The organism is Streptomyces sp. AK010, assembly GCF_014207295.1.
GTDB classification, from domain to species: domain Bacteria; phylum Actinomycetota; class Actinomycetes; order Streptomycetales; family Streptomycetaceae; genus Streptomyces; species Streptomyces massasporeus.
Map to the genome: position 1 here is coordinate 26304 of NZ_JACHCX010000019.1, position 26206 is coordinate 52509.

Annotated in this window: 24 protein-coding genes and 1 tRNA gene; 7 read left to right on the forward strand and 18 right to left on the reverse strand. The window is 70.9% G+C overall.

Annotated features, from left to right (window positions below; translation table 11 throughout):
- The first annotated feature begins 10 nt into the window (after nucleotides 1–10).
- The 3 genes from HDC93_RS29680 to HDC93_RS29690 are packed head-to-tail and all read left to right on the forward strand — an operon-like array spanning nucleotide 11 to nucleotide 3179.
- Entirely contained in the window at nucleotides 11–748 is a 738-nt protein-coding gene (locus HDC93_RS29680) for an ABC transporter permease (protein ID WP_221517317.1), read from the forward strand.
- Complete coding sequence (locus tag HDC93_RS29685; RefSeq protein ID WP_185013924.1) at nucleotides 745–2412, forward strand: rhodanese-like domain-containing protein; 1668 nt, start codon at nucleotides 745–747, stop codon at nucleotides 2410–2412. Before HDC93_RS29680 ends, HDC93_RS29685 begins: the two co-directional genes overlap by 4 nt.
- The gene (locus HDC93_RS29690; protein ID WP_221517318.1) at nucleotides 2409–3179 is read left to right on the forward strand and encodes a sulfite exporter TauE/SafE family protein; all 771 of its coding nucleotides are present in this window, start codon (nucleotides 2409–2411) and stop codon (nucleotides 3177–3179) included. The genes HDC93_RS29685 and HDC93_RS29690 overlap by 4 nt, the downstream gene beginning before the upstream one ends.
- Before the next feature lie 236 nt (nucleotides 3180–3415).
- Here the strand turns inward: HDC93_RS29690 and HDC93_RS29695 are convergent, their stop codons facing one another.
- Nucleotides 3416–4285 (reverse strand): NmrA family NAD(P)-binding protein, encoded by an 870-nt coding sequence (locus HDC93_RS29695; protein ID WP_185013925.1) that lies wholly within the window; start codon nucleotides 4283–4285, stop codon nucleotides 3416–3418.
- Between the two features lie 63 nt (nucleotides 4286–4348).
- On the opposite strand from HDC93_RS29695, the gene HDC93_RS29700 reads away from it, so the two are divergent.
- Nucleotides 4349–4684, forward strand: coding sequence for a helix-turn-helix domain-containing protein (locus HDC93_RS29700; protein ID WP_185013926.1), 336 nt, complete (start codon nucleotides 4349–4351; stop codon nucleotides 4682–4684).
- A gap of 22 nt (nucleotides 4685–4706) precedes the next feature.
- Here the strand turns inward: HDC93_RS29700 and HDC93_RS29705 are convergent, their stop codons facing one another.
- Entirely contained in the window at nucleotides 4707–5075 is a 369-nt protein-coding gene (locus HDC93_RS29705) for a helix-turn-helix domain-containing protein (protein ID WP_185013927.1), read from the reverse strand.
- Between the two features lie 302 nt (nucleotides 5076–5377).
- Nucleotides 5378–5548 carry a hypothetical protein gene (locus HDC93_RS29710; protein ID WP_185013928.1) on the reverse strand — a complete coding sequence of 57 codons (171 nt, stop codon included), beginning with the start codon at nucleotides 5546–5548 and terminating at the stop codon, nucleotides 5378–5380.
- Between the two features lie 472 nt (nucleotides 5549–6020).
- Between HDC93_RS29710 and HDC93_RS29715 the strand changes: the two genes are divergently transcribed.
- Nucleotides 6021–6593, forward strand: a complete 573-nt coding sequence (locus tag HDC93_RS29715) for a carbonic anhydrase (protein ID WP_260419834.1) — start codon at nucleotides 6021–6023, stop codon at nucleotides 6591–6593.
- 166 nt (nucleotides 6594–6759) lie between these two features.
- Here the strand turns inward: HDC93_RS29715 and HDC93_RS29720 are convergent, their stop codons facing one another.
- The 7 genes from HDC93_RS29720 to HDC93_RS29750 form a co-directional block, all read right to left on the reverse strand.
- Entirely contained in the window at nucleotides 6760–7713 is a 954-nt protein-coding gene (locus tag HDC93_RS29720; RefSeq protein ID WP_185013930.1) for an L-tyrosine/L-tryptophan isonitrile synthase family protein, read from the reverse strand.
- Nucleotides 7714–7861: 148 nt separating this feature from the next.
- Nucleotides 7862–9127 carry a cytochrome P450 gene (locus tag HDC93_RS29725; protein ID WP_185013931.1) on the reverse strand — a complete coding sequence of 422 codons (1266 nt, stop codon included), beginning with the start codon at nucleotides 9125–9127 and terminating at the stop codon, nucleotides 7862–7864.
- A gap of 12 nt (nucleotides 9128–9139) precedes the next feature.
- The gene (gene asnB, locus HDC93_RS29730) at nucleotides 9140–10966 is read right to left on the reverse strand and encodes an asparagine synthase (glutamine-hydrolyzing) (protein ID WP_185013932.1); all 1827 of its coding nucleotides are present in this window, start codon (nucleotides 10964–10966) and stop codon (nucleotides 9140–9142) included.
- 16 nt (nucleotides 10967–10982) lie between these two features.
- Nucleotides 10983–12392: an MFS transporter gene (locus HDC93_RS29735; RefSeq protein WP_311774652.1), complete on the reverse strand. Its 1410-nt coding sequence runs from the start codon at nucleotides 12390–12392 to the stop codon at nucleotides 10983–10985.
- Between the two features lie 172 nt (nucleotides 12393–12564).
- The gene (locus tag HDC93_RS29740; protein WP_185014035.1) at nucleotides 12565–13389 is read right to left on the reverse strand and encodes an ABC transporter ATP-binding protein; all 825 of its coding nucleotides are present in this window, start codon (nucleotides 13387–13389) and stop codon (nucleotides 12565–12567) included.
- A 42-nt stretch (nucleotides 13390–13431) separates the two neighbouring features.
- Nucleotides 13432–14451 (reverse strand): iron ABC transporter permease, encoded by a 1020-nt coding sequence (locus tag HDC93_RS29745; RefSeq protein ID WP_185013934.1) that lies wholly within the window; start codon nucleotides 14449–14451, stop codon nucleotides 13432–13434.
- A 104-nt stretch (nucleotides 14452–14555) separates the two neighbouring features.
- Nucleotides 14556–15620, reverse strand: a complete 1065-nt coding sequence (locus tag HDC93_RS29750) for an ABC transporter substrate-binding protein (protein ID WP_185013935.1) — start codon at nucleotides 15618–15620, stop codon at nucleotides 14556–14558.
- 175 nt (nucleotides 15621–15795) lie between these two features.
- Here HDC93_RS29750 and HDC93_RS29755 point away from each other — a divergent pair, with 175 nt between their 5' ends.
- The gene (locus tag HDC93_RS29755) at nucleotides 15796–16308 is read left to right on the forward strand and encodes a copper chaperone PCu(A)C (RefSeq protein ID WP_185013936.1); all 513 of its coding nucleotides are present in this window, start codon (nucleotides 15796–15798) and stop codon (nucleotides 16306–16308) included.
- Between the two features lie 47 nt (nucleotides 16309–16355).
- Here HDC93_RS29755 and HDC93_RS29760 read toward each other — a convergent pair whose 3' ends face one another.
- The 6 genes from HDC93_RS29760 to HDC93_RS29785 all read right to left on the reverse strand — a co-directional run bounded on the left by HDC93_RS29760 (nucleotide 16356) and on the right by HDC93_RS29785 (nucleotide 22553).
- A complete protein-coding gene (locus tag HDC93_RS29760) occupies nucleotides 16356–17330 on the reverse strand; it encodes a GlxA family transcriptional regulator (RefSeq protein ID WP_185013937.1) in 975 nt (324 codons plus the stop codon).
- A gap of 124 nt (nucleotides 17331–17454) precedes the next feature.
- Entirely contained in the window at nucleotides 17455–18096 is a 642-nt protein-coding gene (locus HDC93_RS29765; RefSeq protein ID WP_311774653.1) for a sigma-70 family RNA polymerase sigma factor, read from the reverse strand.
- A gap of 197 nt (nucleotides 18097–18293) precedes the next feature.
- Nucleotides 18294–19004 (reverse strand): hypothetical protein, encoded by a 711-nt coding sequence (locus HDC93_RS29770; RefSeq protein WP_185013939.1) that lies wholly within the window; start codon nucleotides 19002–19004, stop codon nucleotides 18294–18296.
- Nucleotides 19005–19504: 500 nt separating this feature from the next.
- Entirely contained in the window at nucleotides 19505–20026 is a 522-nt protein-coding gene (locus tag HDC93_RS29775; protein ID WP_185013940.1) for a copper chaperone PCu(A)C, read from the reverse strand.
- The gene (locus HDC93_RS29780) at nucleotides 20023–22320 is read right to left on the reverse strand and encodes a cation-translocating P-type ATPase (protein ID WP_185013941.1); all 2298 of its coding nucleotides are present in this window, start codon (nucleotides 22318–22320) and stop codon (nucleotides 20023–20025) included. Before HDC93_RS29780 ends, HDC93_RS29775 begins: the two co-directional genes overlap by 4 nt.
- Nucleotides 22320–22553: a hypothetical protein gene (locus HDC93_RS29785; RefSeq protein ID WP_185013942.1), complete on the reverse strand. Its 234-nt coding sequence runs from the start codon at nucleotides 22551–22553 to the stop codon at nucleotides 22320–22322. Before HDC93_RS29785 ends, HDC93_RS29780 begins: the two co-directional genes overlap by 1 nt.
- A gap of 595 nt (nucleotides 22554–23148) precedes the next feature.
- On the opposite strand from HDC93_RS29785, the gene HDC93_RS29790 reads away from it, so the two are divergent.
- Nucleotides 23149–23229, forward strand: a tRNA-Arg gene (locus HDC93_RS29790).
- Nucleotides 23230–24076: 847 nt separating this feature from the next.
- Here HDC93_RS29790 and HDC93_RS29795 read toward each other — a convergent pair.
- A complete protein-coding gene (locus tag HDC93_RS29795) occupies nucleotides 24077–24943 on the reverse strand; it encodes a tyrosinase family protein (protein WP_185013943.1) in 867 nt (288 codons plus the stop codon).
- Nucleotides 24927–25454 carry a tyrosinase family oxidase copper chaperone gene (locus tag HDC93_RS29800; protein WP_311774654.1) on the reverse strand — a complete coding sequence of 176 codons (528 nt, stop codon included), beginning with the start codon at nucleotides 25452–25454 and terminating at the stop codon, nucleotides 24927–24929. Before HDC93_RS29800 ends, HDC93_RS29795 begins: the two co-directional genes overlap by 17 nt.
- Nucleotides 25455–26206: the final 752 nt, after the last annotated feature.

A 26206-nucleotide genomic window follows, 5' to 3' on the forward strand; every position in this document is an offset into this window, starting at 1 on the left:
CCTGGCGCCGGTGATCGGAGTCGCCGCGGCGCTGCTGCTGTGGTGGTTCGTCACCGAGGTGCTCGCCGCAACCGGCTCCATGCTGCGCGACTTCGCGCCCGAGCCGACCTGGGACGCCCTGGTCGCGCTGCTGCACAACGGGTCCGTGTTCGACGACGCGACCAGCAGCATGTGGCGGCTGACGGCCGGACTGGCCCTGGCCGCGGTCGCCGGCATCCTCTCCGGCGCCGCGATCGGATCGCGGCGGATCGTGGAACGCGGCACCCGGCCGGTCCTGATGTTCCTGCGCATGATCTCGCCACTGTCGTGGGCACCGGTGGCGATCAGCCTCTTCGGCGTCGGCGACAGCCCGGTGATCGCGCTGGTCGCGGCGACCGCGGTCTGGCCGATCCTGATGAGCACGGCCGACGGCGTACGGCGGATCGATCCCGACCACGTGCGCGTGGCCCGTGGCCTGGGCGCCACCGGGTGGGAGGTCGTCCGCTCGGTGACGTGGCCCTCCGCACAGCCCTACCTGCTGTCGGGCATCCGGATGGCGATCGGCATCAGCTGGGTCGTGCTCGTGCCCGCCGAGATGCTCGGCGTCACCTCCGGGCTCGGGTACGCGATCCTCAACGCGAAGGACCAGCTCGCCTACAGCGACATCACCGCACTCATCCTCATCATCGGCCTCATCGGATACGCCATCGACGCCCAGGCGCGATGGCTGCTGCAGCCCCGCCGTGAGCGCAAGGCAGCAGACCGATGACCCCGGACCAGGTCACCGCCCGCACCGACCTCCAACTCCTCGACATCCGCGAAACCCACGAGTGGAACACCGGACGCATCCCCGGATCACGGCACATCCCCATGGACGAGGTCCCCGACCGACTCGGTGAACTCGACCCCGGCCGCCCGGTCCTGGTGATCTGCCGGTCCGGTCGCCGCGCCGACCGCATCAGCTCCTGGCTCGGCGGCAGAGGGTACGACGCCCGAACCCTCACCGGCGGCATCGTGCAGTGGCAGCGCGACGGCGGCCCACTGGAGCAGCCCGAGGCCGTGCGCCCCCTGACCGTCGAGATCATCGAGACGCCAGGACTGGGCAACCGGAGCTACCTCGCCCACGACGGCCACATGGCGCTGGTCGTGGACCCGCAGCGCGACACCGACCGGATACGGACGCTGCTGGACCAGTCGGGCGTCCGCCTCAGCCATGTGTTCGAGACCCATGTCCACAACGACTATGTGACCGGGGGGCTGGAGCTCGCGCGGTCGCTGGAGGCGACGTACGTCCTGCCGGCGGCCGAGAAGGTGAGCTTCGGGCGGCTCGGCGTGGCCGACGGCGAGGTGCTCGACGTCGGCAGCATGCGGATGCGGGTCGTGGCGACCCCCGGGCACACCCACCACCACGTGAGCTACCTGCTGACCGACACCGCCGGCGACGAGGTGGCAGTGTTCACCGGCGGTTCGATGCTGTACGGCACGACCGGGCGCACCGACCTGCTGGGGCCGGAGCACTCCGAGCCGCTCGCCCGGTCCCAGTACGCGTCGGTCCGCCGGCTCGCCACGGAGGCGGCGGCCACGACCCGGGTGCTGCCGACGCACGGGTTCGGCTCCTTCTGCGCGGCCACCCCGGCCGACGGCGAGCATTCGACCATCGGGCGGGAACGCGAGCGCAACCCCGCGCTGCTGCTCGACGAGGATGCCTACGTCTCGCAGTTGCTCGCCGGGCTGTCCGATGTCCCGGCCTGGTACGCCCGCATGGCCCCGGTCAACCGGGCGGGCCCCTCTCCTATGGACCTGACCCCGCCCGAAACGGCCGCGCCGCAGGATTTGCGCGCCCGGATCGATGCCGGAGAGTGGGTGGTCGACCTGCGGGACCATGTGGCGTACGCACGCCGGCATCTGCCCGGCTCTTTCAGCTTCGAGCTGTCCGCGAGCTTCCTCACCCACCTGGGCTGGCTGCTGCCGGAGGGCATGCCGCTCACGCTCGTCGGCGAGACCCCCGAGCAGGTGGCCGAGGCACAGCGCGAGTTGGTACGGATCGGTGTCGACGAGCTGGCCGGTGCGGCCAGCGGCCCCATCGAGGCACACGCCGGGAAAGCGACACTGGCGTCGCTGCCGCGCGCGTCGTACGAGGAACTGGCGCGGGCCCGAGAGCGGACCGACGTGCTCGTCCTCGACGTACGGCGGGCCGCGGAACACGCCGACGGGGTTGTCCACGGCTCGGTCCCCATCCCGCTGCACGAACTCCTGGCGCGCCGCGGCGAACTACCGCTGGACCGGCAGATCTGGGTGCACTGCGCCTCGGGTTACCGGGCGACGGTGGCGGCGTCCCTGCTCGCAGCACACGGTTACGACGTCGTCCTCGTCGACGGCAATCTGCGCACCTGGCTGGAGTCCGGATCAGCGGGCGTCGAGGCATCGCCATGACGCTGACGGCCACGCTCGTGCTCGCGCTGCTCGTCGGCGGCGCGCTCGGACTGCTGGGAGGTGGCGGCTCGATCCTGGCTCTGCCGGTCCTGGTTTTCGTGGCGGGGCTGCCGACGACGTCGGCGGTGCCGATGTCGCTGCTGGTGGTGGGCTGTTCAGCGGCGGTCGCGTCCCTGAGCCGGATCCGCGCCGGACACGTCCACTGGCGGATCGCGGGCATCTTCGCTGTGACCGGTGCGGCAGCGACGTACGGCGGCGCCCTGGTGAACCGCCGGCTCGAACCGCGCCTGGTGCTCGCCGGATTCGGCATCCTGCTCGTCGTCACCGGGGCGCGGATGTTCCTCGACCGTCCGGTGCGCCGTACCGGTTGCGCCGCGCCGGACGGTGGGACGGAGCTGCGCCGGTGTCTGCCGCGCGCGGTGGCCGTCGGCGCGCTGGTCGGTTTTCTGACCGGGTTGTTCGGCGTGGGCGGCGGGTTCCTCATCGTTCCGGCGCTCACGGTGGTGCTGGGGCTGCCGATCACGACGGCGGCGGGCACGGCGCTGGTGATCATCGTGCTGAACTCGTTCAGCGGGCTGGTGTCCTGGCTCGGCCACGTGGATCTCGACCCCCTGCTGGCAGGCAGTTTCACGGCGTGCGCCCTCCTCGGCGCCGCCGCGGCCGCACCGGTGGGCTGCCGGCTTCCGGCCAAGGCGCTGCGACGAGCGTTCTCGGTCTTCGTACTGGCGGTCGCGGGCTTCGTGCTCGTTCGCGTGGCGGCCGCCTGAAAGGCCGCTTTCTGTCCGTGCGATCGCGCACCGGCAGAGCAGCCGCCGGCGACGACCCGCAGTCCTGGCGAGGTCGACGATCGCCTGGCCCCGCTCGCCCGGCGCGTTCACGAAGTGGGCGTGTACGGCCACCAAGTCGCCCTCCGCGAGTACCTGCTTCAGCGTGACGTCAGGTGCGGCAACGGGGCCGGGCGGTCCTGTGTGCACCTGCCAGGCCCCGATGCCGTGGGCACGTGCTAGGCCACACCGATGTCGGTCAGCCACTGGATCGCGGTCCGTGGAGCGAGGCCCAGCAGTTTCTGGGCGGAGCGCTCGGGTGCGATCGAGCGGTCCGGCAGCGCTTGCATGGCCTGGTAGCTGTCCGCGACGTCCGCGGCGGGGCCCTCCCCGATCAGGGGCGCGGCGGATGTGCGGAAGGCGTCGGGGGTGATCGCCTCGTAGGCCACGTTCCGCCCGAGCCGCGCACTGAACGCCTCGGCCAGTTCCTGTCCGGTGATGGCCGGGTACTGCCCGACGGAGACGACACCGGTGACATCCGGCTGCCCGAACAGCGCGGCGGCGACGTCGGCGATGTCCAGGTGCGAGGCCCATGAGACGCGGAAGCCGGCAGGCAGCGGATAGCGCAGTACGCCCTGCTCGCGGACCGCTTCGACCACGTGCGGCATGAGCAGGTTCTCGAAGAACAGCCGGGGCTCGATCACCGCGTAGGACACACCGCTGTCCGCCAGCCCACTGACCAGCGTCGCGACCGCGCTCTCGGCCGTGCCGTCCTGATAGCCGTTACCAGGGTCATCGACGACGAAGCCACTGGTGGAGAACACCACACGGGCCGGGCGGGCCGCGCGGACGGCGGCCACGACGTTGCGTGCGAAGGCCCGGCGGTCCTCCTCCGAGACTATGGGCAGGTGGACGAACACCCCCTCGGCGTCACGGTAGACCTCGGTCAGATCTTCGACGGAGGAGTAGTCGGCGGCCACCACGCGCGCGCCGGCGACGGTGGCCTCCGCATTGCGGGTCAGGGCCACGACGGACTTGTCCGCAGCGGCCAGGGCGGGGACGACAGGAGCACCTTGGGCGCCGGTGGCGCCATGAATCACGTACGTCATGAGCCCATTAGTGCACAGGCTGCACCAGTTACATCAACTGCACTAATGGGATACGTTCAAAGAATGAACAAGTTCTGCGAGCCCGGGTGCGGGGTCGCCCGGTTCCTCACCCTGCTCAACGGTCCGTGGGCCACGCTGATCGTGCGGGAACTCCTCCTGGGCCCCAGGCGGTTCACCGAGTTGCGCGACGCCCTGCCCGGCATCAGCCCGCACACGCTCACCAGCCGGCTGCGCCAGTTCGAGCAGTACGGCATCGTCACCCGCACCGCGTACGCAGAGATCCCGCCACGCGTCGAATACCGCCTCACCCCACTCGGCGTGGGACTGCGCGAAGTCCTCGAAGCCATGGCCACCTGGGCGCTGTCGATCCCGGATCCGGTCCCTGACGCGGCGTCGTGAGACGGGATGCCATGGAAGGAAGTCAGCGCAGGGTGTCGTAAGTCTCGCGGGCGGCGAGTACCTCGGGAATGTTCTCCTCGGCCCAGCAGCCCAGTGCGTGCAGCGGCGTGTGCAGGGTGTGTCCCAGCGCGGTCAGTTCGTACTCGACCCTGGGCGGCATCTCGGCATAGGCGTACCGCGCGACGAGGCCGTCGCGTTCCAGATCCCGTAACGTGCCAGTGCGGACCTTGGGGCTGATGCCCTGGACCGTGGCTCGCAGGTCGCCAAAGCGCATCCGGCCGGCGCCGAGCGCGATCACCACCATCGCGGTCCACTTGTTGGCGATGCGGACCAGGGACGTCCGTGAGGGGCAGGTCTCCGTGAGCACGTTGAAGTCCAGTTGCTCCGTCATGTGTCGCGCCTCATGTGTCGCACCTCTCCATACGGTCGGGCAAAGGGATCTGGTCACGGTCGGCGATTCGCCGACCCATCCCTCCTTCCGGGCTGCCACAGGACTCGGCGGCTACGGCGGGCAGCGCCGCCCTGGACCGGCGGCACTGCCGCGACTCAGGGAGCGGCCCCGGCGGCCGGTACAGAGACCGCCGGGGCCTCGGTGTCGCCCGGGCACTCGGGGGGATCGGATTCCGGGCGACAGTTCAGGGGCACATCGGCCGAGAGTGGCCGCTGACAAGACCGATTCCAGAGCCTTCGGGCTCAGTTGCCGTTCCAGAAGGCGTCCTCGTCCTCCTGGACGACGGAGAACGGCCACACTCTGCCCATCACTTCCCTGACGGTGGCCGCACCGCGATGGGTGCCGGAGAACTGGTTGCCTCCGGGCTGTTGCCACACGATGTCCTCGGCGAAGAGCGTCTGGGTGGACCCCATGACGCATCTCCTTGGTGTGGCGAGTCCTTCCTGTGCCACCCATACTCACGATCCGTAACCAGTCACCTCAACGTAACCAATGGATCAATGTGATGCACATCACTCTGCCCACAACGCTACCCACACGCCGAGCGCATTTCCCACCCACACTCCATCAATTCAGCGTGAAGCCGCCCATCGGTCTTTTGTCTCGCATTACCTTCCCCCTGCTATAACTACCTGCCTGGGAAGCGCTCGGGGGGAATCCGGCGTGAACCGAAGGAAAGACCGACCAATGTCTATAGCTGGACATCCACTCCGCAGAACCATTCTCACCGGGGGACTGGCGGCCACCGCTGCCGTGCTCTCCGGCTGCTCCTCGAAGACGGAGGAAAAGGAAACGGGTAAGGCGGCAAACGCAAGGGGCGCGGCAAGCGCCTCGCCGGCTCCGAGCGACCGCCCCTCCTCGCCGTGGGGGGCGTTCTCACGACTGATGGAGGGCAACGAGCGCTGGGGGGACGGGAAGCTCCAGCACCCCGACCGGGACCCCCGCCGCCGCGATCTCGTCGCCGAGGAGCAGGATCCCTTCGGTGTGGTCCTGTCCTGCATCGACTCCCGGGTGTCGCCGGAGCTGCTCTTCGACACCGGACTCGGCGACCTGTTCGTGATGCGCACCGGCGGCCAGGTGGTCGGCGACGTGGTCACCGGATCCGTCGAGTACGGGCCGATGACCTCGGGAACTCCGCTGATCGTCGTGCTCGGGCACCAGCGCTGCGGCGCGGTCAAGGCGGCGCACAAGGCGCTGAAGGACGGCAAGCCGCTGCCCGGCAACCTCCAGTCGATCGCCGAGGCCCTGCGCCCGGCGTACGACGTGATCGCCAAGGAGAAGCACGCCGATCCGGTCGACGCCATGACCCGCGTCCACATCAAGCAGACCTCCGCCGACCTGCGGACCAACAAGGACCTCGGCCCGCTGGTGAAGAAGGGCGACCTGGCGGTGATCAGCGCGTACTACTCGCTCGACACGGGGCAGGTGGAAGTCCTGACCGGCGCACCGTCCGCCTGACCAGGTAATGTCCGTTCGACCGACTCCGCCGGGAAATTCGCATCGCGTCAACAGTTCGGCGGAGTCGGTTGATCCGGGATTTTCTGCCGCCTCGCTCCCGGATATCCAACACGTTCACCGGTGAGACGCCGGCCTCACGCATCGCAGTGTTTCCGCCCTCTGGCCATCAATTGACGGCGGCGCGTGTGTCAGCCCCCTCGAAGTGGCTCGGTCTGCCGTTCCGGTGGACCAGACGGCCGAGCCGCTCCGCCCTCGCCCGCGGCATGAGCGTCCACCTGCCGTCGGAATCGCGCAGGGCGGCTGAGTGCCAGGGGGTGGTCCAGGCGTCGGGCGCGTCGAGGAGGCGGATGCCGAACTTGCCGGCGCCGACGGGCTGGGGGTGGATGGACAGGCGTACGGCGCGGGGGTGGTGCTGGGCGATGAGGTCGCCCCAGGCGCGGCTGCGCTGGATGACGCCGTAGGCGCGTCTACGGCATTCGCGCTGGAGGGCGGAGCGGCTGCCGGTGAAGTCGGTGGTGTCGTCGACGAGGAAGCGGGTGATGCCCCGGTACAGGGCGAGGGTGTGGGCGTCGGCGCGGACCTCGGCGCGCAGGGCCTCCAGGGTGGGGGCGTACTGGTCGTGGACGCGGGCGCGTTTTGTGTCGTGGGGGAGGTCGCCGAGGACGTCGCGCAGGTCGAAGACGGACAGGTGGTGCAGATCCAACGCCCGTATGACCGCGCGGAGTTCGTCCGAGTAGGCGTCTATGCGGTCGTCCGGGACACCTATGAGGTCGCCGAAGACGTGGCCGTCGGAGCAGATGACGACCCGGGCGCCCGGTGCGTAGATCCGTTCGATGTCCGTGCACAGGGTCTGGAGAAAGGTGAGAGAGAGTCGCTCACCCTGGTCGGGGAGGTGGCCGAGCACCTTGGCGGGGTTCGGGGACTTGCAGGGGAAGCCGGGCAGGGTGAACACGACGGGTTCTCGTTCGTTTACGAAGCCGTCGATACGGCGCCGCTGGTGCCGGAACGCCTCCGCGGTGGCGGGCGCGTGGTCGGTGGTGCGGTGATACGGCAGGAGCAGGCGCAGGATCGCGGCGCTGATGCCGGTGGAGCGGGGGTCCGGCGCGGTCGTCAGCGGCATGTGGGTCCTCCGTGAGGGCATGCGGGCATGGCCGTATGGCGCCGTGGCGGGGCGCCGGGCGCCGACGGTGGTCAGATGGGTGGTCAGCCTGGGCGGCCGGGACCGGTGCGGGTTGTGGGACCGGGCCCTGTCGGCCGGATGTCAGGCGTCAGCGGCGTCGGTCGTAGCCGACGGGCAGGTGGTTGGTGCCGCGGCCGAGGACGGCCGGGATCCACTGGATGTCCTCGTCTCTGATCGCCAGGTGCAGGCCGGGCAGGCGCGTGAGCAGGGTGCCGAGGGCGATCTGGAGTTCGGTGCGGGCGAGGGCGGCGCCGGGGCAGAAGTGGATGCCGTGGCCGAAGGCCAGGTGAGGGTTCGGCGATCGCTCGAAGTCCAGGGTGTCGGGGTCGGGGAAGCGGCGGGGGTCGCGGTTGGCCGCGCACAGGGAGACGATCACGGAGTCTCCGGACGGGACTTCGGTGCCGTGCAGGTCGCTGTCCTGGTCGAAGAAGCGCCAGGTGGTCAGCTCGAAGGCGCTGTCATAGCGGAGCAACTCCTCGACCGCGCGCGGCAGCAGGTCCGGATTGTCGCGGAGCCGGGCGAGTTGGCCGGGGTGGCGGAAGAGCGCGATCAGGGCGGTGGTGATCTGGTTGGTGACCGGCTCCTGGCCTGCCACGAGGAGCTGGAAGATCATCGAGTCCAGTTCCTCCTGGGAGAGCTCGTCGTGGTCGCGGGCCGCGACGAGGCGGCTGAGCAGGTCGTCGTCCCCGTGCTCGCGCTTGTGGGCGACGATGTCGGCGATGTAGCTCTGCAGGCCGTGCAGCCGGGCCTCGTACGCAGGGCGTCCGGGGTCGGTGGGGCCGACCGGCTGGACCACCTTGCCCCAGTCGCGGTCGAAACGGGACGCCAGTTCGGCGGGGAGGCCGATGACCGCGGCGAGGACCTGGAAGGGGAAGTGGGCGGCGAAGCCGGTGACGAGGTCGGCGTGGCCGGTCTCGGGGAGGGCGTCGACGAGCGTGTCGGCCAGTTCCTGGAAACGGGGGCGGAGCTGCTCGATGCGGCGCGGGGTGAACGCGTCGGTGACGAAGCGCCGCATGTGGGTGTGCTGGGGCGGGTCCTGGTGGAGGAGGTGGACCTGGAGCTGCGAGTGCTGCGGCTCGGGCATGATCGAGGCGCGGGCGCGCCAGCGGTCGTTGCCGCGGTCGTGGTTCTTGCCCAGACGATCGTCGTTGAGGGCGGCGTGGGCGGCCTCGTAACCGGTGACGAGCCACGCCTGTACCCCGCTGGGGAAGAGCACGCGGTGGACCGGGCCGGCCTCCCGCATCCGCTCGTACAACGGGTAGGGGTTGGCCTTGTACGGGCAACCCGTCAGCGGGACCGGGTCGGGCAAGGTCGTCTGCGGCTCCGCGGTCGGCAGGGGTTCCTGGACGGTCATGGGGAGACTCCTCTACAGGGCGAGTTCGGGCTGGTAGTGGTCCAGCCACAGGGCGAGGTCCACGACGCGTTCCAGCCGCAGGCGGTGGCCCCACTCCAGCCGGTCGGGCGGGGTGTCGAGGCAGGGCTTGAGGCGGGACTCGTCCGCGAGGGAACGGACCCGGTCGTCGGCCAGCGCGTCACGGGCCATGTCCTGCAGGCCGCGGTTGTAGTCGGGGTGGTGGGTGGCCGGGTAGTGGTTCTTGGGCCGGTGCAGCACCGAGTCCGGGGCGAGCCCGGCACCCGTGGCGCGCAGCAGGCTCTTCTCCCGGCCGTCGAAGCTCTTCAGCGCCCAGGGCGCGTTGAAGGCGTATTCGACGAGGCGGTGGTCGCAGTACGGCACGCGGACCTCCAGGCCCTGGGCCATGCTCAACCGGTCCTTACGGTGCAGGAGTTGGCGCAACCAGCGGGTCAGGGACAGGTGCTGCATCTCGCGCTGCCGGTGCTCGATGGGGGTTTCACCGTCGAGGTGGGGTACGGCGGCCAGGGCGCTGTGGTAGGTGTCGTCGCGGAACTCGGCGATGCGCAGGTCGAGTTCGGGGTTGAGCGGCATGGCGGCCTCGTCACCGGTGACCAGCAGCCAGGGAAAGGTGGCCGCGGCCAGCGCCTTGGGGCTGTGGAACCAGGGGTAGCCGCCGAACACCTCGTCGGCCGCCTCGCCGGACAGCGCGACGACGGAGTGCCGGCGTATCTCCCCGAACAGGAGGTAGAGGGAGGTGTCCATGTCGCCGACGCCGATCGGCGAGTCTCGCGCCACGACCACCGCCTTGCGGTGCTCGGGGTCGAGCAGAACGAGTGGGTCGAGGACGACCGTGCTGTGGTCGGTGCCGATGAAGGCACCGGCCTCGGTGGCGTACGGGGTGTCGTGGCCGGTGCGCAGCACGTCGCCGGCGAACTGCTCGGCCTGGTCGCTGTAGTCCACGGCGTAGGAGCGGATGCGGGCGTCCGGGCCCTGGCGCAGGCGGAGTTCGACGGCGAGCAGGGCGGTCAGGACGGTGGAGTCGATGCCGCCGGACAGCAGGCTGCACAGCGGCACGTCGGCCTCCAGCTGGCTGCGGGCGGCCGCAGTGACCAGGCTGCGGACGCGCTCGACGGTCGCGTCCTGGTCATCGGCGTGGGCACCGGCCTCCAGCTGCCAGTAGCGGCGCTCGCGGATGCCGGACCGGTCGAGGACGAGTACCCCGCCGGGCTCGACCTCCCGCACCCCGGACCACACGGTCGGTCCGGTGTTGAACAGCAGGCTGTACGCCTCCCGCAGCCCGTCCGCGTCCATCCGGGGCCGTATCTCCGGGTGGACGAACAGGGCCTTGGGTTCGGAGGCGAAGGCCAGGCCGCCGTCGATGACCGCCCAGAACAGCGGTTTGACGCCGAGCCGGTCGCGGACCAGCAGCAGCCGCCGGGCTCGTTCGTCCCAGACGGCGAAGGCGAACATGCCCTCCAGGTGGTCGGCGACGTCCTCGCCCCACTCGGCGCAGGCGCGCAGCACCACCTCGGTGTCGCTGCGCGTATGGAAGGCATGCCCGCGGGCGCGCAGCTCGGCCCGCAGTTCGTGGTGGTTGTAGATCTCGCCGCTGTAGCTGAGCACGAGGGTCGGCCGGTCGGGCCGGTCGGCCATCGGCTGGACGCCGCCCTCGATGTCGATGACGGCCAGGCGGCGGTGGCCGATCGCGGCGTGCTCGCCCAGCCAGACGCCTCCGGCGTCGGGGCCGCGTGGGGCGAGGGTGGCGGTCATGGCTTCGATGATCGGGGCCTGGGTGCGGGCGTCGTTGTGAAAGGACGCCCAGCCGGTGATTCCGCACATGGGGATGGCTCCTGGGTCAGTGAGGGGCTGCAGTCGCCGCGTCGGTGGTCTTCTCGGGGGTGGGGGTGGGCCGTCGGCCGGGCAGGGCCAGCAGGGGCACGGCAAGACAGGCGGCCACCGCGGCGAGCGCCAGGGAGGCCCGTACGCCGCCGTCCGTCCCGGCCGACGCCCACGTGGCGGTGGCCAGGGCCGGGCCGAGCGTGAAGCCGAGGCTGCGGGCGAGTTGTACGGACGAGCCGACGGTGGCGGCCCGTTCCGGTGGGGCGGCGCCCATGACCAGGGCCTGGGTCGGGCCGCCGCCCAGGCCCATGCCGATCCCGGCCAGTGCGAGGCGCCAGGCCACGTCGGGCGGCGACCAGGCGTCGCCGAGGGGGATCAGCAAGAGCAGCCCGACGGAGGTGAGCATGGCGCCTGCCACCGCGACCGGCTGCGGGCGGTACCGGTCGGCCAGTCGTCCGCCGAGTGGTCCGGCCAGCGCCATGCCGAGCGGGAAGGCGAGCACGGTCAGCCCGGTCGTGGTGGCGCTGACGCCGTCGTCGCGCTGAAGGTGCAGGGCGACGACGTAGTGCATGGCGGCGAACCCGGCCGCCAGCGCCAGCACCGCACCGTGCGCCCGCAGCAGCCGCGCCTCCCACAGCATGCCGACCACCGGACGACCGCCCGGTCCGCGCAGCCACCACCACAGCGGCGGTACGGCGGCGAGCGCGAGCAACAGCCACGCGGAGGCGTCGGAGGCCAGGGTCAGAGACAACAGCAGAACCGTCACGCCGGTGGCGACCAGCGCCATGTCGGCCAAGGACCGCCGGTCGGGCGGGCGCAGGCGGCCGTCACGAGGCGCCGCCTTCCAGGCCACGGCCAGCGCCAGCAGACAGAACGGGATCTTGACCAGGAAGACCGAGCGCCAGCCCAGCTGGTCAAGGAGCAGCCCGCCCACCGCCGGACCGGTCACCGCGCCCAGCGGGCCGAGCGTCGCGGGCACGCTCATCGCCCGGCCGCGCGCCTGCGGCCGTACGGCGCGCATCGCCAGCACCGGCATCAGCACGAACAGCACCGCCCCGCACGCGCCCTGCCCGATCCGGGCGGCGATCAGCCAGGCCGCCCACGGTGAGGCGGCGGCCAGGGCACTGCACAGCGTGAAGCCGCCGGTCGCGGCCAGCAGCGCGGGACGTAGGCCCATACCGTCCAGCCACCGGCCGACGGGTAACAGCAAGGCGACGACCGGAAGTTGGTAGCCCAGCACCGCCCACTGGGCGGTCGCGGCCGAGACGTGCAGCCCCTCGGAGATGTCGGCGAGCGCCACGTTGACGATGTTCATGTCGAGCATCGCCACGAACGACAGCAGGCCCGCCACGGCCACCAGGAGCCAGCGGTCCTCGACCGCGGGTATGTGACCGGGCCGCTCCGAACCGGAAGCGTGGTCCGTCACTCTCCGCCCCTTCCCTCGCGGGTGGGCTGCCGGACAGCAGCCTCGTCCCAGGGGTCGGGGGAGCATTCGGGTCAGTTCCCGGATCTGGCCGAAAAGCGGGGAGAGAAAGGGTTCCGCCAGTCCGGACGGCCCGGATGGGCATCTCACGCCGGATCCCGGGAACTCAGCTGCCTCACGAGCCGACTTGTGCAACGGTGGGGCCGCTTCTCGGGAGTGCTGGTCCGTCCGCCGAGGCCCGGTGGTCGAAGGCGATCAGGGGGTCGCCGGTCAGCGGATGTTCCACTACGGCCGCGTGTACGCCGAACACCTCGGCCAGCATGGCGGGGACGAGCACCTCGCGGGGCGGGCCGGACGCGACCACGCTTCCCTCGTGCAGGACGTGCAGCCGGTCGCACACGGACGCGGCAGCGTTGAGGTCGTGCAGCGACACCAGCGTCGTACGGCGCTGGTCGCGCAGCAGGGCGAGCAGTTCCACCTGGTGGCGGATGTCCAGGTGGTTGGTGGGCTCGTCCAGGACCAGGACGTCCGTCTGCTGGGCGAAGGCACGGGCCAGCAGGACGCGTTGGCGTTCGCCGCCGGACAGCTCCGTGAAGCGACGCCCGGTGTGGTCGGCCATGCCGACGTCTGCGAGCGCCTTCGAGACGACGTCCCGGTCGGTGGCGTCCTCCCCAGCGAAGGCCCGCTTGTACGGGGTGCGTCCCATGGCGACGACCTCGCGCACGGTCAGCTCGAAGTCGCCGCCTCGCTCCTGCGGGAGCGCGGCCACCCGCCGGGCCGCCTGGACGGAGCTCAGCTCTCGCAGGTCGGTGCCGTCGAGCAGGACGCGCCCGCCGGCAGGTTTCAGGTGGCGGTAGACGGTCCGCAGGAGCGAGGACTTGCCGCTGCCGTTCGGTCCGACCAGGCCGGTGATCTCGCCTTCGGCGGCGATGAGGTGCGCGCCGGCCACGACCGTACGGCCGTCGTAGGCGATGTGCAGGTCCTCGACGTCGATCCTCAACTTCCGCTCCCCCAGGTCCTCAACTGTCACGCCCCCGGCTTCTCAACTGCCACTTCCCAGGCGCCGGTCCAGCAGGTACAGCAGCGCCGGCGCGCCGATCAGCGAGGTGACGACCCCGACCGGCAGTTCCTGCGTGTCCATGGCGGTACGGCACACGATGTCGACCACCACCAGCAGCAGCGCCCCGAACAGCGCCGAGACTGGCAGCAGTCGCCGGTGGTCGCCGCCGACGACCAGGCGGCAGGCGTGCGGGACCATCAGCGCGACGAACGCGATGGCTCCCGACACCGCGACCAGGACGCCGGTCAGCAGGCTGGTCACGGTGAACAGCTCACGGCGCAGCCGGGTGGCGTCGACGCCGAGCCCGGCCGCCGTCTCGTCGCCCATGAGCAGGGCGTTGAGCGCCCGGGCGCGCGCCTGGAGCCACACCAGGGTGGCGGGTACGGCGACGGCGGGTACCGCGAGCAGCGGCCAACTCGCGCCGCTCAGGCTGCCCATGAGCCAGAACAGCACGCTGTGCGTCTGCTGCTCGTCCCCGGCCTGGAGAACGAGATAACTGGTGAAGCCGGACAGGAACTGGCCGATCGCCACCCCGGCCAGCACCAGCCGCAGTGGGGCGAATCCCCCGCGGCGCCGGGCCACCGTCCACACCAGCACGAACGTCGCCAGCGCCCCGGCGAACGCCGCGCCCGACAGGCCGAGGCCCAGCGCACCGCCCGTCCCGACGCCGAGCACGATCGCGGCGACCGCCCCGAGGGAGGCGCCGTTGGAGATGCCCAGGAAGTAGGGGTCGGCCAGCGGGTTGCGTACGAGAGCCTGCATGGCCGTACCGACGAGACCGAGCCCGGCACCGACGAGGGCGGCGAGCAGGGCTCGGGGCACGCGCAGTTGCCACACGATGAGGTCGTCCGTACCCGGCCGGGGCGCCTCTCCGGAGAGCCGCCGCCCCACCACGCCCCACACCTCACCCGGCGCAATGGACGTCGAGCCCCAGGAGACCGCCGCCGTGAGAGCGGCGAGCAGCGCCACGGCGAGGGCCGCGGCCAAGGGGCCGGCGGGCACCGAACGCGCCTGTCTGCGGGCGTCCGCGCGCCTTCGGTCCGTGCCCTTTCGATCCGTGCCGTTTCGGTCCGTGCTCTTTCTGCTCAGCAGGGCGTCGATCACGGTCAGTCGACCTTGCCGGGGTACAGAGCCTTGGCGATCTCCTCGACCGTGTCGGCGTTCTGGACCCCTGCGATGGTGGTCTGCTCGGAGCCGATCCGCAGGAAGTGCCCCTCCTCGACCGCCTTCAGCCCCTTGGTGGCGGAGTTCGTCTCCAGCCACTTCTGGGCCTCGTCGAACGCCTTCTTGTTCGCGGCCTCGCTGCCCCGGTTGCGCACGCCCAGCTGGATCCAGTCCGGGTTCTCGGCGATCACTTCCTCCCAGCCGACCGGTTTGAAGTCGCCGTCGCAGTCGGCGAAGACGTTGCGGGCCCCGGCCTGGGTGATCACCGCGTTGGCGATCTGCCGGTTGCAGACGGCCATGGGCTGCTTGGTGCCGGCGTCGTAGTCGAAGAAGAAGTACGTCGGCCGCTCACCCTCGGCCGTGCCGCCGACGGCCTTCCGCACGGCGTCCGTCTTCTCCTTCATGCTCGTGACGAGTTCTTTCGCCTTCGCCGAAGTGCCGGTGACGGCACCGAGGGAGGTGATGTCTTCCTCGACGGCCGTCAGGTCGGTGACGGGGCTCTTGCTCTGCGCCGCGCAGGCGGTGGACTTCAGATAGATGTGCTTGATCCCGGCGGCCTCGAACTCCTCCTCGGTCGGCGCGTCGCCCATCCCGCCGCCCATGTTCATGTTGGCGAAGGTGTCGATGTACAGGTCGGTGCCGGAACCGAGCAGTTTCTCCTTGGGGATCAAGGTCTGGCCGAGCACCTTCACCTTCTGCGCCGGAGCGTCCAGCTCGCCGGGCAGCGTGCCCTTGCCGGGCGGGAAGCCGGTGCCGATCACCTTGTCCCCGGCTCCCAGCCGGAGCAGCAACTCCAGGCTGGAGGCATTGCTGGTGACGATCTTCCGCGGAGCCTCAGTGAACGTGGTCCTGGCTCCCATGCAGTCGGTGACGGTCACCGGGTAGCGGTCGGAGACGGCCTTTCCGGCAGCGGGGCTCGCCTCGCCGCCGTCCCCGCCGCCGCAGCCCGCCGCCAGCAGGCCGCCGAGCAGCACGGCCGTCTTACCCCACCACACGCGAGAACGCATCGAAAGTCTCCAGGATCCACTCGGGCACGGGCGGACCTCTGCCACCCGTTCCAGAAGTCGGGGCGAACTCCGCGTGGGTTCCCGCCGCTTGGGGTACCGGTCCATTCCCTGCCGGAACCCCGGGAGGGAGCACCGCGACTACTGAGGTGTGAAGCGGAGGAACCTGAAGAGCCCGATGCGTCCGGCACGTTGGACGCATTCGACGCCGAGAAGCCTGTTCACGAGCGCGCTGCGGTCCGCCGCGGTACCCTTCGGCGCGTGCTGCGCGGCTCTGATCCTGCTGGCCGCCTACACCATGACCGGCCTGGCCGGCGGTCCTCCGCCCCGGATCACGGTCGTGGACGCCCGGATCATCGCTCCACCCAGGGGCGCGAGCTCCACCGCCGCCTACTTCGAGATCCGCAACACCGGTGTCGCGCGGGACACGCTCCTGTACGCGGACTCGCCGGAGCTGGGAGTCAGCGCCATCCGCCGCTCCGGAGGCCGGGAGCAGGAGGGGCTCACGGAACAGGTGTGGTCCGTCGACGTTCCGGCGGGCGGCACCGTGCGCATGGCCCCGGATGGCCTGGGCGTCCTGATCATGGATCCGCCCGCGCTGAAGCCGGGCCGGGAAGTGCTCTACAACCTGTGGTTCCGGTACAGCGGAAGGGTCGGAGTCCGGGTACCCGTGACCACCGGCGCGAGATGACCCGGCTGTGCCGGCGCCCGCGTGCCGGGATTGGCTGTACGTCCGTGTCAGGAGAAGCGTTCCCGGTAGTCGAGGGGCGAGATCCGCAGCACCCGCCGGAACGACCTGAGCATCGTGGCCTGCGTACCGAACCCCGTCTCGCGCGCGATGACCTCGGGACTGCGGAGCGTCTCCGTGAGCAGGCGGGAGGCGGCCACCACCCGGGCCCGCTCGATGTACTCCCGCGCCGACATGCCGACCTGGGCGCGGAACAGGCGGGTGAAGTGGCGCTCGGAGATGCCTGCCTGACGGGACAGGGAGCGGATCGACAGGTCGCTGCCCGGCTCGGCGAGGATCCGCCGCTGCACCGCGCGCAGCACAGGGCTACGCGCCTCGGGGCCGAGCGGCTCGGCGAACTGGAGCTGACCGCCCGGCCTGCGTCGGTACGTGACGAGAGACCGGGCGACCTGCTGGGCTGCCTCGCCGCCCAGGTCGTCCTCCACGAGGGCGAGGGCCAGGTCGAGGCCGGAGGCGGCGCCCCCGGCGGTCGTGACGCGGCCGTCCCGTACCACCGTGTCCCGTGCGTCGGCCTCGACGTCCGGGTACCGGTGGGCGAGTTCGTCCGCGAACTCCCAGTGTGTGGCCGCCCTGCGGCCGTCGAGAAGCCCGGCATCGGCGAGGAGGAAGGCGCCGGTGCCCACCGAGGCGACGCGCCTGGCCCGCCGGGCCAGGGAACCCACCGCGTCGACGATCGCCCGATCGAGGGCGGGGATGCCGTCCGTGCCCGGCACGATCAGCGTGCCGGGCACGGCCACGTCCGTCGTGCCGTGGTCCGGTCGGACGGTGAGTCCGCCGGACGCGCGGACGGAACCGCCGTCCAGGGAGGCTGTCCTCACCTCGTACCGGCAGGCTCCTGAGCTCAACTCGCCCGCCGCGGCGAAGACATCGGCGGGCCCTGAGAAGCCGAGGCTCTGGACCCCGTCGAAGAGCAGGATGAGCACCAGGTGGGGCTGCTGCCCGCTCGTATGGTCCGGACTGTTCATTGCGACCTCGCTCGTACGCGCATCTTCCTGTGCGCGACTGTCATCCATGGGGGTGCTCGGAACTGTTCGGCGAGAGGAAGGGCGCCGGCCCGCGCTTCGGACGGACGGCGCCGGCGCCCTTCGCTCACGCGGCCAGCGGGGTCGGCTCAGCCGCCGCCTCGGCCTCGGCCAGCAGCTCGATGAGCGTCACCCGGGCACGGGCCACGCGCGAGCGGACCGTTCCGACGGGGCAGCCACTGGCCTCGGCCGCCTCCGCGTAGGGCAGCCCCATCAATTGGGTGAGAACGAACGCCTCACGGCGCTCGTCGGGCAGCGCGTCCAGCAGGTCGAGCAGCGCGACGCCGTCTTCGAAGCCGGGCAGACCGGTCGGCTGGGCGCTTTCGACTGTCACTCTCCAGTCGTCCGTGACGCACAGGCGTGGCCGGGCGGCGGCGTACCGATAGCTGTCGATCACCGCGCGGCGTGCGATGGACAGCAGCCACGCCCGCGCCGAGGAGCGCCCCTCGAACCGGTGCAGGCTGCCGAGTGCCCGCAGGAACGTGTCCTGGGCCAGGTCATCGGCGGCCTGGGGATCGGAGGACAGATGCGCGACATAACGGACGACGTCGGGGCGCAGGGCCCGTACGAAACGGTCGACGGCGGCCGGGTCTCCGGCGCGGCCGGCGAGCGCCCAGGCGGTCGTCGACTCGTCGAACGATGCCACTGCACCGTCTTTGTTCACCTCTCTGCGTTTGTCGCGGGAGGCGGGCAGAACAGGAGTGATCACCTGATGTCCTTCTCGGGTCATCCGGCATCCGGCACGGCGGCACGCACGACCGTGCTGAGGCACGACGGCCGCGTGACACCGCTTGCGGATGGGTCCGGGAGTGAAGAGGAGACGGCCGCACGACGCGTACGACCGTTGCCCGAGGCGCGGGCGTCGATGACACGACACCAGGCTGCGGCCCCGGGGAACCGGCTGTCTCAGACGACAGCGGTCCCGGCCGGAGGCCCCCGAGGAGTGATCGAATGAACGAGAAGAAGGCACCGCAGCACCCGTTCCGAGCGGGCGCAGTGAAGCCGGACGCGCAGTCGGCGTGGCGGCGCGACAACAGCGATCAGCAGCTGCAGGGGTGCGGCCAGCCAGCCGGCGACGGCCCGCAGGACACGGAACGCGGCACGCTCCCCATGGGCCAGCCACAGGCCGCAGAGCAGCGCGGCGAGTGTGTGGGCGGCCAGCATGCCGAACGACGACATCCCGCCCATGTCGTGGCCCACGGAGCCCATGTGCCCCATGTGCGCCGCGTGGTCCGCGGCCATGTGGCCCATGTCCATGGAGTCCATGGGCATGGCGCTCATGTCGTGGCCCATGGAGTCCATGGCGTGTCCCTGGCCCCCGGAGCCGGGCGGCGTGGTGTCCGGTCCGGCTGGGCTCGTGGCCGTCGACTGCGCTCGTTCGAAGACCGAGTGGAGCACGCCCTGGGTGACCACGACCAGGGACACGACCAGCGCAGGTCCGCGCTCACGGCCCGCGAGGCACCAGCCCGCACCGCCGGTGACGGCAAGTCCGGCCGCCAGTGCCCACCATGAGACGGTGGCGCCGGACATCAGGACGTGGCCGAGAGCGGCGAGCAGCACGCAGACGGCCGCGAACACCGCGGCCCGTATCGTGCGCGCACACTGCCCAGCTGTCATGACGGCCCTCATCCTCGCATCCGGGATTCCGTCGCCGTGGAGGGGTACGGAACAGGCCCCCGTCCTCCACTCAATCCCGGACCGGTGATGGAGAACACGCCAACGGGCCGGAACTCGGCGCACGCTTCGGCCGACATGTGAATGCGGGTTTCTCCCGGCCCTCGCCGTCCACTCGGTCACGCGTCTTCCCGCCGGAGCCACCGTGTCGGCAGCGCACCGCCCCGCCCCTTCGCTCTTTCTGCGAGGACGCCGTCACCTTTTACACGGTCGGCATGCTCGCTGAAAATGACGTCGATCTGGACTGCCCCGACATCACAGACATCACAGCCGCGACCCACCCCGTCCCGGGCCGCGGCAGCAGCCACGGGCCGACACTGCTCGCCGCGTAGGTCGAAGCGTGCCTCATGGCCTGCCGGCGCAGCCACGACCTGTGCGGGCAGCACGCACAGCACCCCGAACACTGCCGGTATCCGCGGCGAGTCCACCGGGCAGGCCGCCGGTCACGCCCCGCCCATCCCCGGGCGGACCACCACCGCAAGGGTGCTGATCCGACCGCTGCGTGCGAAGTGCAGCGTGAACGGCACGAGGTCGCCCTCGCGCCACGTCTCCTTCGCCCTCACGGTCACGTCAGTGCCGAACGGAGACATGGCGAGGCTTTCGCCGGCCGGGACGGCCGCGGAGTCCACCGTCTGTCCGTACGCCGCCCGGGCGCCGGCCATGCGGTGGCGGCTGAGCGTGGCGTCGCCGCCGGTGGCGGAGGACGTGACCTTCAGCAGCCGGTCGTCCGCGCCGCCGGAGTTGGTGATGCGGAAGAACGCGGAGGTCTCCCGGGTGCTGCTGAACGAGAGGAAGACACGCCCGCCGGTGACCGTGATCCGTGCGGGGCTGCCCGCGTTGCCCTGGGCGATCCAGGTGGTCAGGCCCCCGAGGGCGACGCTGCACGCGGCGACGGGCGCGAGCGCGGCGATCAGGCTGTCGGTGACTCGCCGGCGGGTCGGACGCCACGGGCGCTGTCCGGTCATCGAGTACCTCCCCGGCCCCGCGACGGCTGCCAGGCCCGCAGGCGCAGACTGTTGCCGACCACCAGCAGGGAACTCACCGACATCGCCGCCGCAGCGAGCATCGGGTTGAGCAGTCCGACCATGGCGAGCGGCACGGTCACCACGTTGTAGCCGAACGCCCACAGGAGGTTGACGCGGATCGTGCCCAGGGTGCGCCGGGCGAGCCGGACCGCGTCGCCCAGGGCCTCGATGTCACCGCGTACGAGTGTCACGTCGGCGGCGCCGATCGCCACGTCCGTGCCACCTCCCATGGCGATGCCGAGGTCGGCTCCGGCCAGCGCGGCGGCGTCGTTGACCCCGTCGCCGACGACCGCGACCCGGTGGCCTCGCTCCCTCAACTCCCGTACGAGGTCGGCCTTGTCCTCGGGCGCGCAGCGGGAGTACACCTCTTCGATGCCGAGCGCGGCGGCGACCGCCTGCGCCGGTGCTTCCCGGTCGCCGGTGGCGAGCACCGGGCGCACACCGAGGCGCCGCAGCCGGTCCACGGCCTGGTAACTGCCGGGACGTACGACGTCTCCGACCTCGATCAGCGCCTCGGCGGCCCCGTCGACACGGACCAGGACCGGGGTGTTGACGCCGGACTCCGCCGCCCGCAGTGCTTCGGTGAGGGCGGCGGGCAACTCCTCGTCCGGCGCGAGAACTTCGACCAGCCGCCCCTCGACGCGGCCGCGCACGCCGCGCCCGGCGATCGCGGCGAAGCCGCTCACCTCCGGCAACGTGCCCTGCCCGGTCACGGCATCACCCGACGCTCGCGTACGGTCGCGCGGGGACACCCCCATGGCGTACGTGACGATCGCCCGGCCCAGTGGGTGCTCCGAGCCCTGCTCCACCGCACCGGCCAGCCGCAGCACCGCCTCGCGCCCGAGACCGTCCGGCACGGCCGTGACCCGGGCGACGGTCATGTGGCCGGATGTAAGGGTGCCGGTCTTGTCGAGCACGACCGTGTCGATGTGCTGCAACCCCTCCAGGGCCTGCGGGCCCCGGACCAGGACACCGAGCTGCGCGCCGCGCCCGGTGGCGGCCATCAGCGCGGTCGGCGTGGCCAGCCCCAGAGCACACGGGCACGCCACCACCAGGACGGCCACGCACACGGTGACCGCGGCCTGCGGGTCGGCCCCGGCGCCCAGCCAGAACCCGAGCACGGTCACGGCGAGCGCCAGCACCACCGGCACGAACACCCCGGCCACCGCGTCCGCCAGCCGCTGCGCCCGCGCCTTGCCAGCCTGCGCCTCGGTCACCAGCCGGGTGATGCGGGCAAGCTGTGTGTCCGCACCCACCGCGGCAGCCCGTACGAGCAGCAGTCCGCCTGCGTTGACCGCCCCGCCGACCACGGTCGAACCCGGTCCGACCTCGACCGGCTCGCTCTCCCCCGTGACCAGGGACAGGTCCACGGCGGAACTGCCCTCCGCCACCTCGCCGTCGGTGGCGACGCGCTCGCCGGGGCGGACGACGAAGACCTGCCCGGCCCTCAACTCCTCGACAGGGATCAGCCGCTCGGCCCCGTCCTGGCGTACCACCACTTCCTTCGCGGCGAGTTGGGCCAGCGACCGCAGGGCCGCCCCGGTGCCGTTTCTGGCCCGCGCTTCCAGGAACCGCCCGGTGAGCACGAACAGCGGTACGACGACGGCCACTTCGAGGTAGACGTGCGCTGTGCCGCCCGAGGCTTCGGGCAGCAGGCTGAACGGCATCGTCATGCCCAGCACGCCCGCACCGCCGAAGAAGAGCGCATACACCGACCAGGCGAAGGACGCCGCCACGCCCAGCGAGACCAGGGTGTCCATGGTCGCCGTCGAGTGCCGCAGCCCGCGCAGCGCCCGCACGTGGAACGGCCACGCACTCCACACCGCGACCGGCGCGGCCAGCACGAAACACAGCCACTGCCAGGAGCGGAACTGCAAGTCGGGCACCATGGACAGCACGACCACCGGCACCGCGAGCAGCGCCGTGATCGCCAGCCGTTCGAGCTCCTGCCGGGTGCCATCGGACTCCCCGCCCTGGCCCTCCTCGCGCTGCTGCTTCGGAGGCTCGGGCAGCGCGGCCGTGTATCCGGCCTGCTCAACCGTCGCCATGAGTTCGTCGGGGCTGACGTGCGGCGGATGGCTCACCCTGGCGCCCCCGGTGGCCAGATTGACCGTCGCGGTCACGCCCTCCAGCTTCGCGAGCTTCTTCTCCACCCGCCGCACGCAGGCCGCACAGGTCATCCCGCCGACGGTCAGGTCGGTGGTCACCACAGAGGTGGCCGGTTCCGTGGTCATCAGCCGCCGCTCCCGTGCTTCATGTCCATGCCACCCTCCGTGCCGCTACTGCCGTCGCCGCCCGTTCCGGAGCGCTGCATGTCGGGCGCGACGGGGCCGACGGCGGCTCCGGCGGCGTACGACCCCGCGAAGACGAGGGCGAGCAGCAGAAGGAAACCGCAGAGGGCGGGCGGCGGCACCAGTCTCCGCAGCGCGAAACCCGCTTCAGTGGAGGACTGCTGGGGTTCTTCCATCACCGGCCTCCTGACCTTGGTCGGACGGCTCGGAAACGGGGATCACGGCGGGATCCCCTACGGCCGTACCGTATAGAGGAGTCGGGTCACGCCAGGAGCGAGTTCCGTGCGCCCCTGTGCGGTACGCCACAACCGCCGGGGATTTCAGGCCGCCCCTCCACCGCGACGGCCCTGAGCCGCCATTCCCGATACCGAGCGGGAGGACGGCAACGCCGGCACCGACAGGGACGGCAAGCTGGGGCGCTGGAGTCCGTGACCGTGCCGTCCCAGCCGCTGCTGTCTTCACCCGCGGGAGGCTTCGGCCCGGAAACGGTGCAAACACGGCTGGTGGGCCGGGCAGCAGAGCGGGCCGAGCCCGACACTTCGGCCATCGCGCTCACGCGATATTCCGCCGAGCCACGGCGTCGTGCCCATAGCGTGCCCGTAAGGGGGGACAACCACGGTCAACAGCGGTGCTACCAGACCCTCACGACTACAGCGGCAGAACGAATCTGTGCAGGTCGGCAGCCATGCACCCCCTCAAGAAGGTTCCAGCGGGCCCCTTCCCGAAAACACCGGAAGATTCACTGACGGCCGGTCAGGGCATCACGTAAGAGCAGGTCAGAGGCACAACAGACGTGCCCTCGCCAGGCGCCTTCTAAGCGCTTGGCCGCAGGTTCGAGTCCTGCCGGGGGCGCAAGTCTCCGCCCTCCCTTTGGGGAGGGCTTTGTGCTGGTCAGGGCGCATGCCAGCCGACACGACGAAGCCCCGGACACCCCCTTGATGATCAAGGGGGGGCTCCGGGGCTGTCCGGCTGTTACCGGGGTTTTTCCGGGTGGCCGTGTCCCGATGCGGTCAGGCGGACGAGTCGCTTGTAGCAGCAGCGTCTTAAGCGGGTGTAGGCAAGACAGCACGTGATGGCGCCATGTCATCATTCGGTAATGCTGACCGCGGAGGACGCACACCGACTGGTGCTTGCAAAGATCGACGACCTGCGGTGCCACGTCACGTACGACCTTCAGAACCTGCGCGTGGAGGCCTTGCCGTTCGGGTGGATCTTCTGCTTTCGGGTGGATCTTCTACTGGGGGGCAGTCTGGGACGGTCAGAACGGACAGCGCCCTCGGTTGGGAGGCAACGGTCCTTTCCCGGTAGACCGTGAAAACGAGCGGTTGGTCGGAACTGCCACCGGCGTCCCCGAAGCCCGTCGATCGCGGCCTACGAATGCCGACTGCGGCGCGCGACCCACGTTTGAACAACGGCAGCGAAGCAAGCTGCACAGCAGCGTTGAGTGTCCAACTGCGTGACAACGCCGACGAACAGCGGCGGACGAGGGCGAACCATCAGCGCAGGTGAGAGGCACACCAGCCCAAGGCAGCGACCCCATCCAAGTTGCTTCGGGATGAAGTTCCCCCCTGCCCGTCGGTCACGGCGCTATGTAGGCGGCGGCTGCGACCCGCAGGTCCCGGCGATACGTGCCCACAGTCCTCGGCGTGCCCGTCCGTGCCGCGCGTACGCAGCCACACCCGTAGAGGGCTCGTTCGGACTACCCGTACCGGTAGATCCGGCTCTGGTCCTCCAGCTGAGCCGGTGTGACGTCCCACGGCGGCATCTTCTGATGCCGCGCGACGACTCGGCCGCGCTGAGCGTCGCCCCGGGCCAGCGGTTTCGCGGGGAGATAGCGGGCGCCCCGGTGCCGCCGCTGCCAGCGGAGCCAGAGAAGGTCCACAAAGGCATGATGCATCCAGAACACGGGGTCGTTGACAGATGCGCCCCCCATCATGTGCCCGCCGACCCAGCGATGGACCCGGTTGTGGGTGCGCCACGAAGCGGAGCCCCGCCCGGGCCCCCACCCTTCGATCTTGTTGCGGAACCCTTTGGCCGACCCGGAGTTCCACGGTGTCGTGTCGTAGACGGGGTCCTTGAGGGCCCCCTCCACTTCCTTGGCCGTCGGCAGCGCGATCGGATCCCGGGGACGGCCCAGCTCACGCGTGAGGAACTCCGTGTCGGTGACCCCCACCTTGATCGTCCACTTGCCGTTGCGGTGGGCGAAGGGGCCGGACATCACCTGCCGGTCGGAACGCCGCCCGGTGCCGCCGAGCAGGTCATCGGTCCACGGTACGGCCGTCCGCGTTCGGTTGCGCGTCCAGTCCCAGTACGGCAGAGTCACCGACTCGTCCACGCGCCGCAGCGCGCTCTCCAGATCCAGCAGGAATTTGCGGTGCCAGGGCAGGAAGGACGGCGCCATGTGGGCGGCGCGCAGACCGGCCTCACCGTCGGGGGTGAAGTACTCGATGTGCATACGCACGAAATCGTCGTACTCACCGCGCCGCTTGAGCTCCAGCAGCGCGTTGACGAGCCGGCGCCGTTCGGACCGGGTGAGTGTGCTGACGTCCCTACGCGTGTACACCACGGCGATGCTCCCCCTCGGCGTGCTTGTCCCCATTCACCGTATGGCTCTCCTCCATACGGCTGTTCCGCTCACCCGGTGTGACCAGCCTTGTGTCGGGGCCGAGTTCGTCGACGGCAGCGCGCGCGGCCGCGCGCGGGGTCGCGTACGATTGGTAGTGGTCTACCATGCTCATCCAGCTGCCGTCGGCCCGACGCATCAAATGCAACGGCCGTCCGTCCACGGTGACGTGCCACTCGCTCGGTGCCCTCTCCCCGGGCCGCCCGGCGTCATGTCTGACGCCTGCGATGCGGTGCCCTCGGTACGTCTCGTCGAAGCGCTTCTCGCCGTCGGCCGGCCCCGGCCCCTTTCTGTCCGCTCCCGACTCCGTCGGGGTCGTCCCCGAGGCCACCAGTACCGGTGCGAGAGCCGCCGAGAACGCCGATGCGCACAGCCCCCACAGCACCCGGCGTCGAACCGTGGTCCTGGCGGCGTGGGCGGGCGACGGTGCAGGGCGAGCGGAGCCGGTTGACACGGGGACGGCCTTCGCGGGCGCCGCGGGGCGCGCTGGTTGCGGCTGAAGTGGTTTGCCGGTTCGCAATGCCTGCCTCTTCCTCGCCCTGCCAGGGGCGGTTCACGTGACCCACACCCGACGGGCCCGCACGTACGCGACGTGATCGGCCCGGGGTTTCCTCTCAACTCCGCGTCGGCAGTCAGAATGCCTTCGGCTCGGAGCCACCAGTGGGAACTGCTTCGCCACTTACAACGAGCCCTCGAGCGGGCGGAAACCGTGCACGCAGAAAATTGCGACGCCCCACACGGAAGGTCACCCGAATGAAGGGCACGTCCTATCCGCCTCGAGTCAGTGCCACCACCAGCACCTGGTCGGCGACGTACCAGGAACCGCCTCGGGTGCCGGACGGCAAGCGTCCGGCACCCGGTAAGGAGTAATCACTACCGACGGGACGAGACCCGTCCTCGCCGGTAGAGGATGACGCCACCCGCCACCAGGATCGCGGCCGCACCCGAGGCCGCGATCACCTCCCCACCCCCGGTGTCGGGGAGGGAGGGCCGATCCGTCGGAGGCTTGGTGTGCGGGGGAGTCGAGGGCCACGACGTCGGCGGCTGAGTCGCCGGTGGGGTGGTGGGAGGCGGCGTTGACGGCGTGTCCCCGTACCCGGGCTCGTCTTCCCCGTACCCGGGCTTGTCTTCCCCGTACCCGGGCTTGTCCTTCCCGTACCCGGGCTTGTCTTCCCCGTACCCGGGCTTGTCCTTCCCGTACCCGGG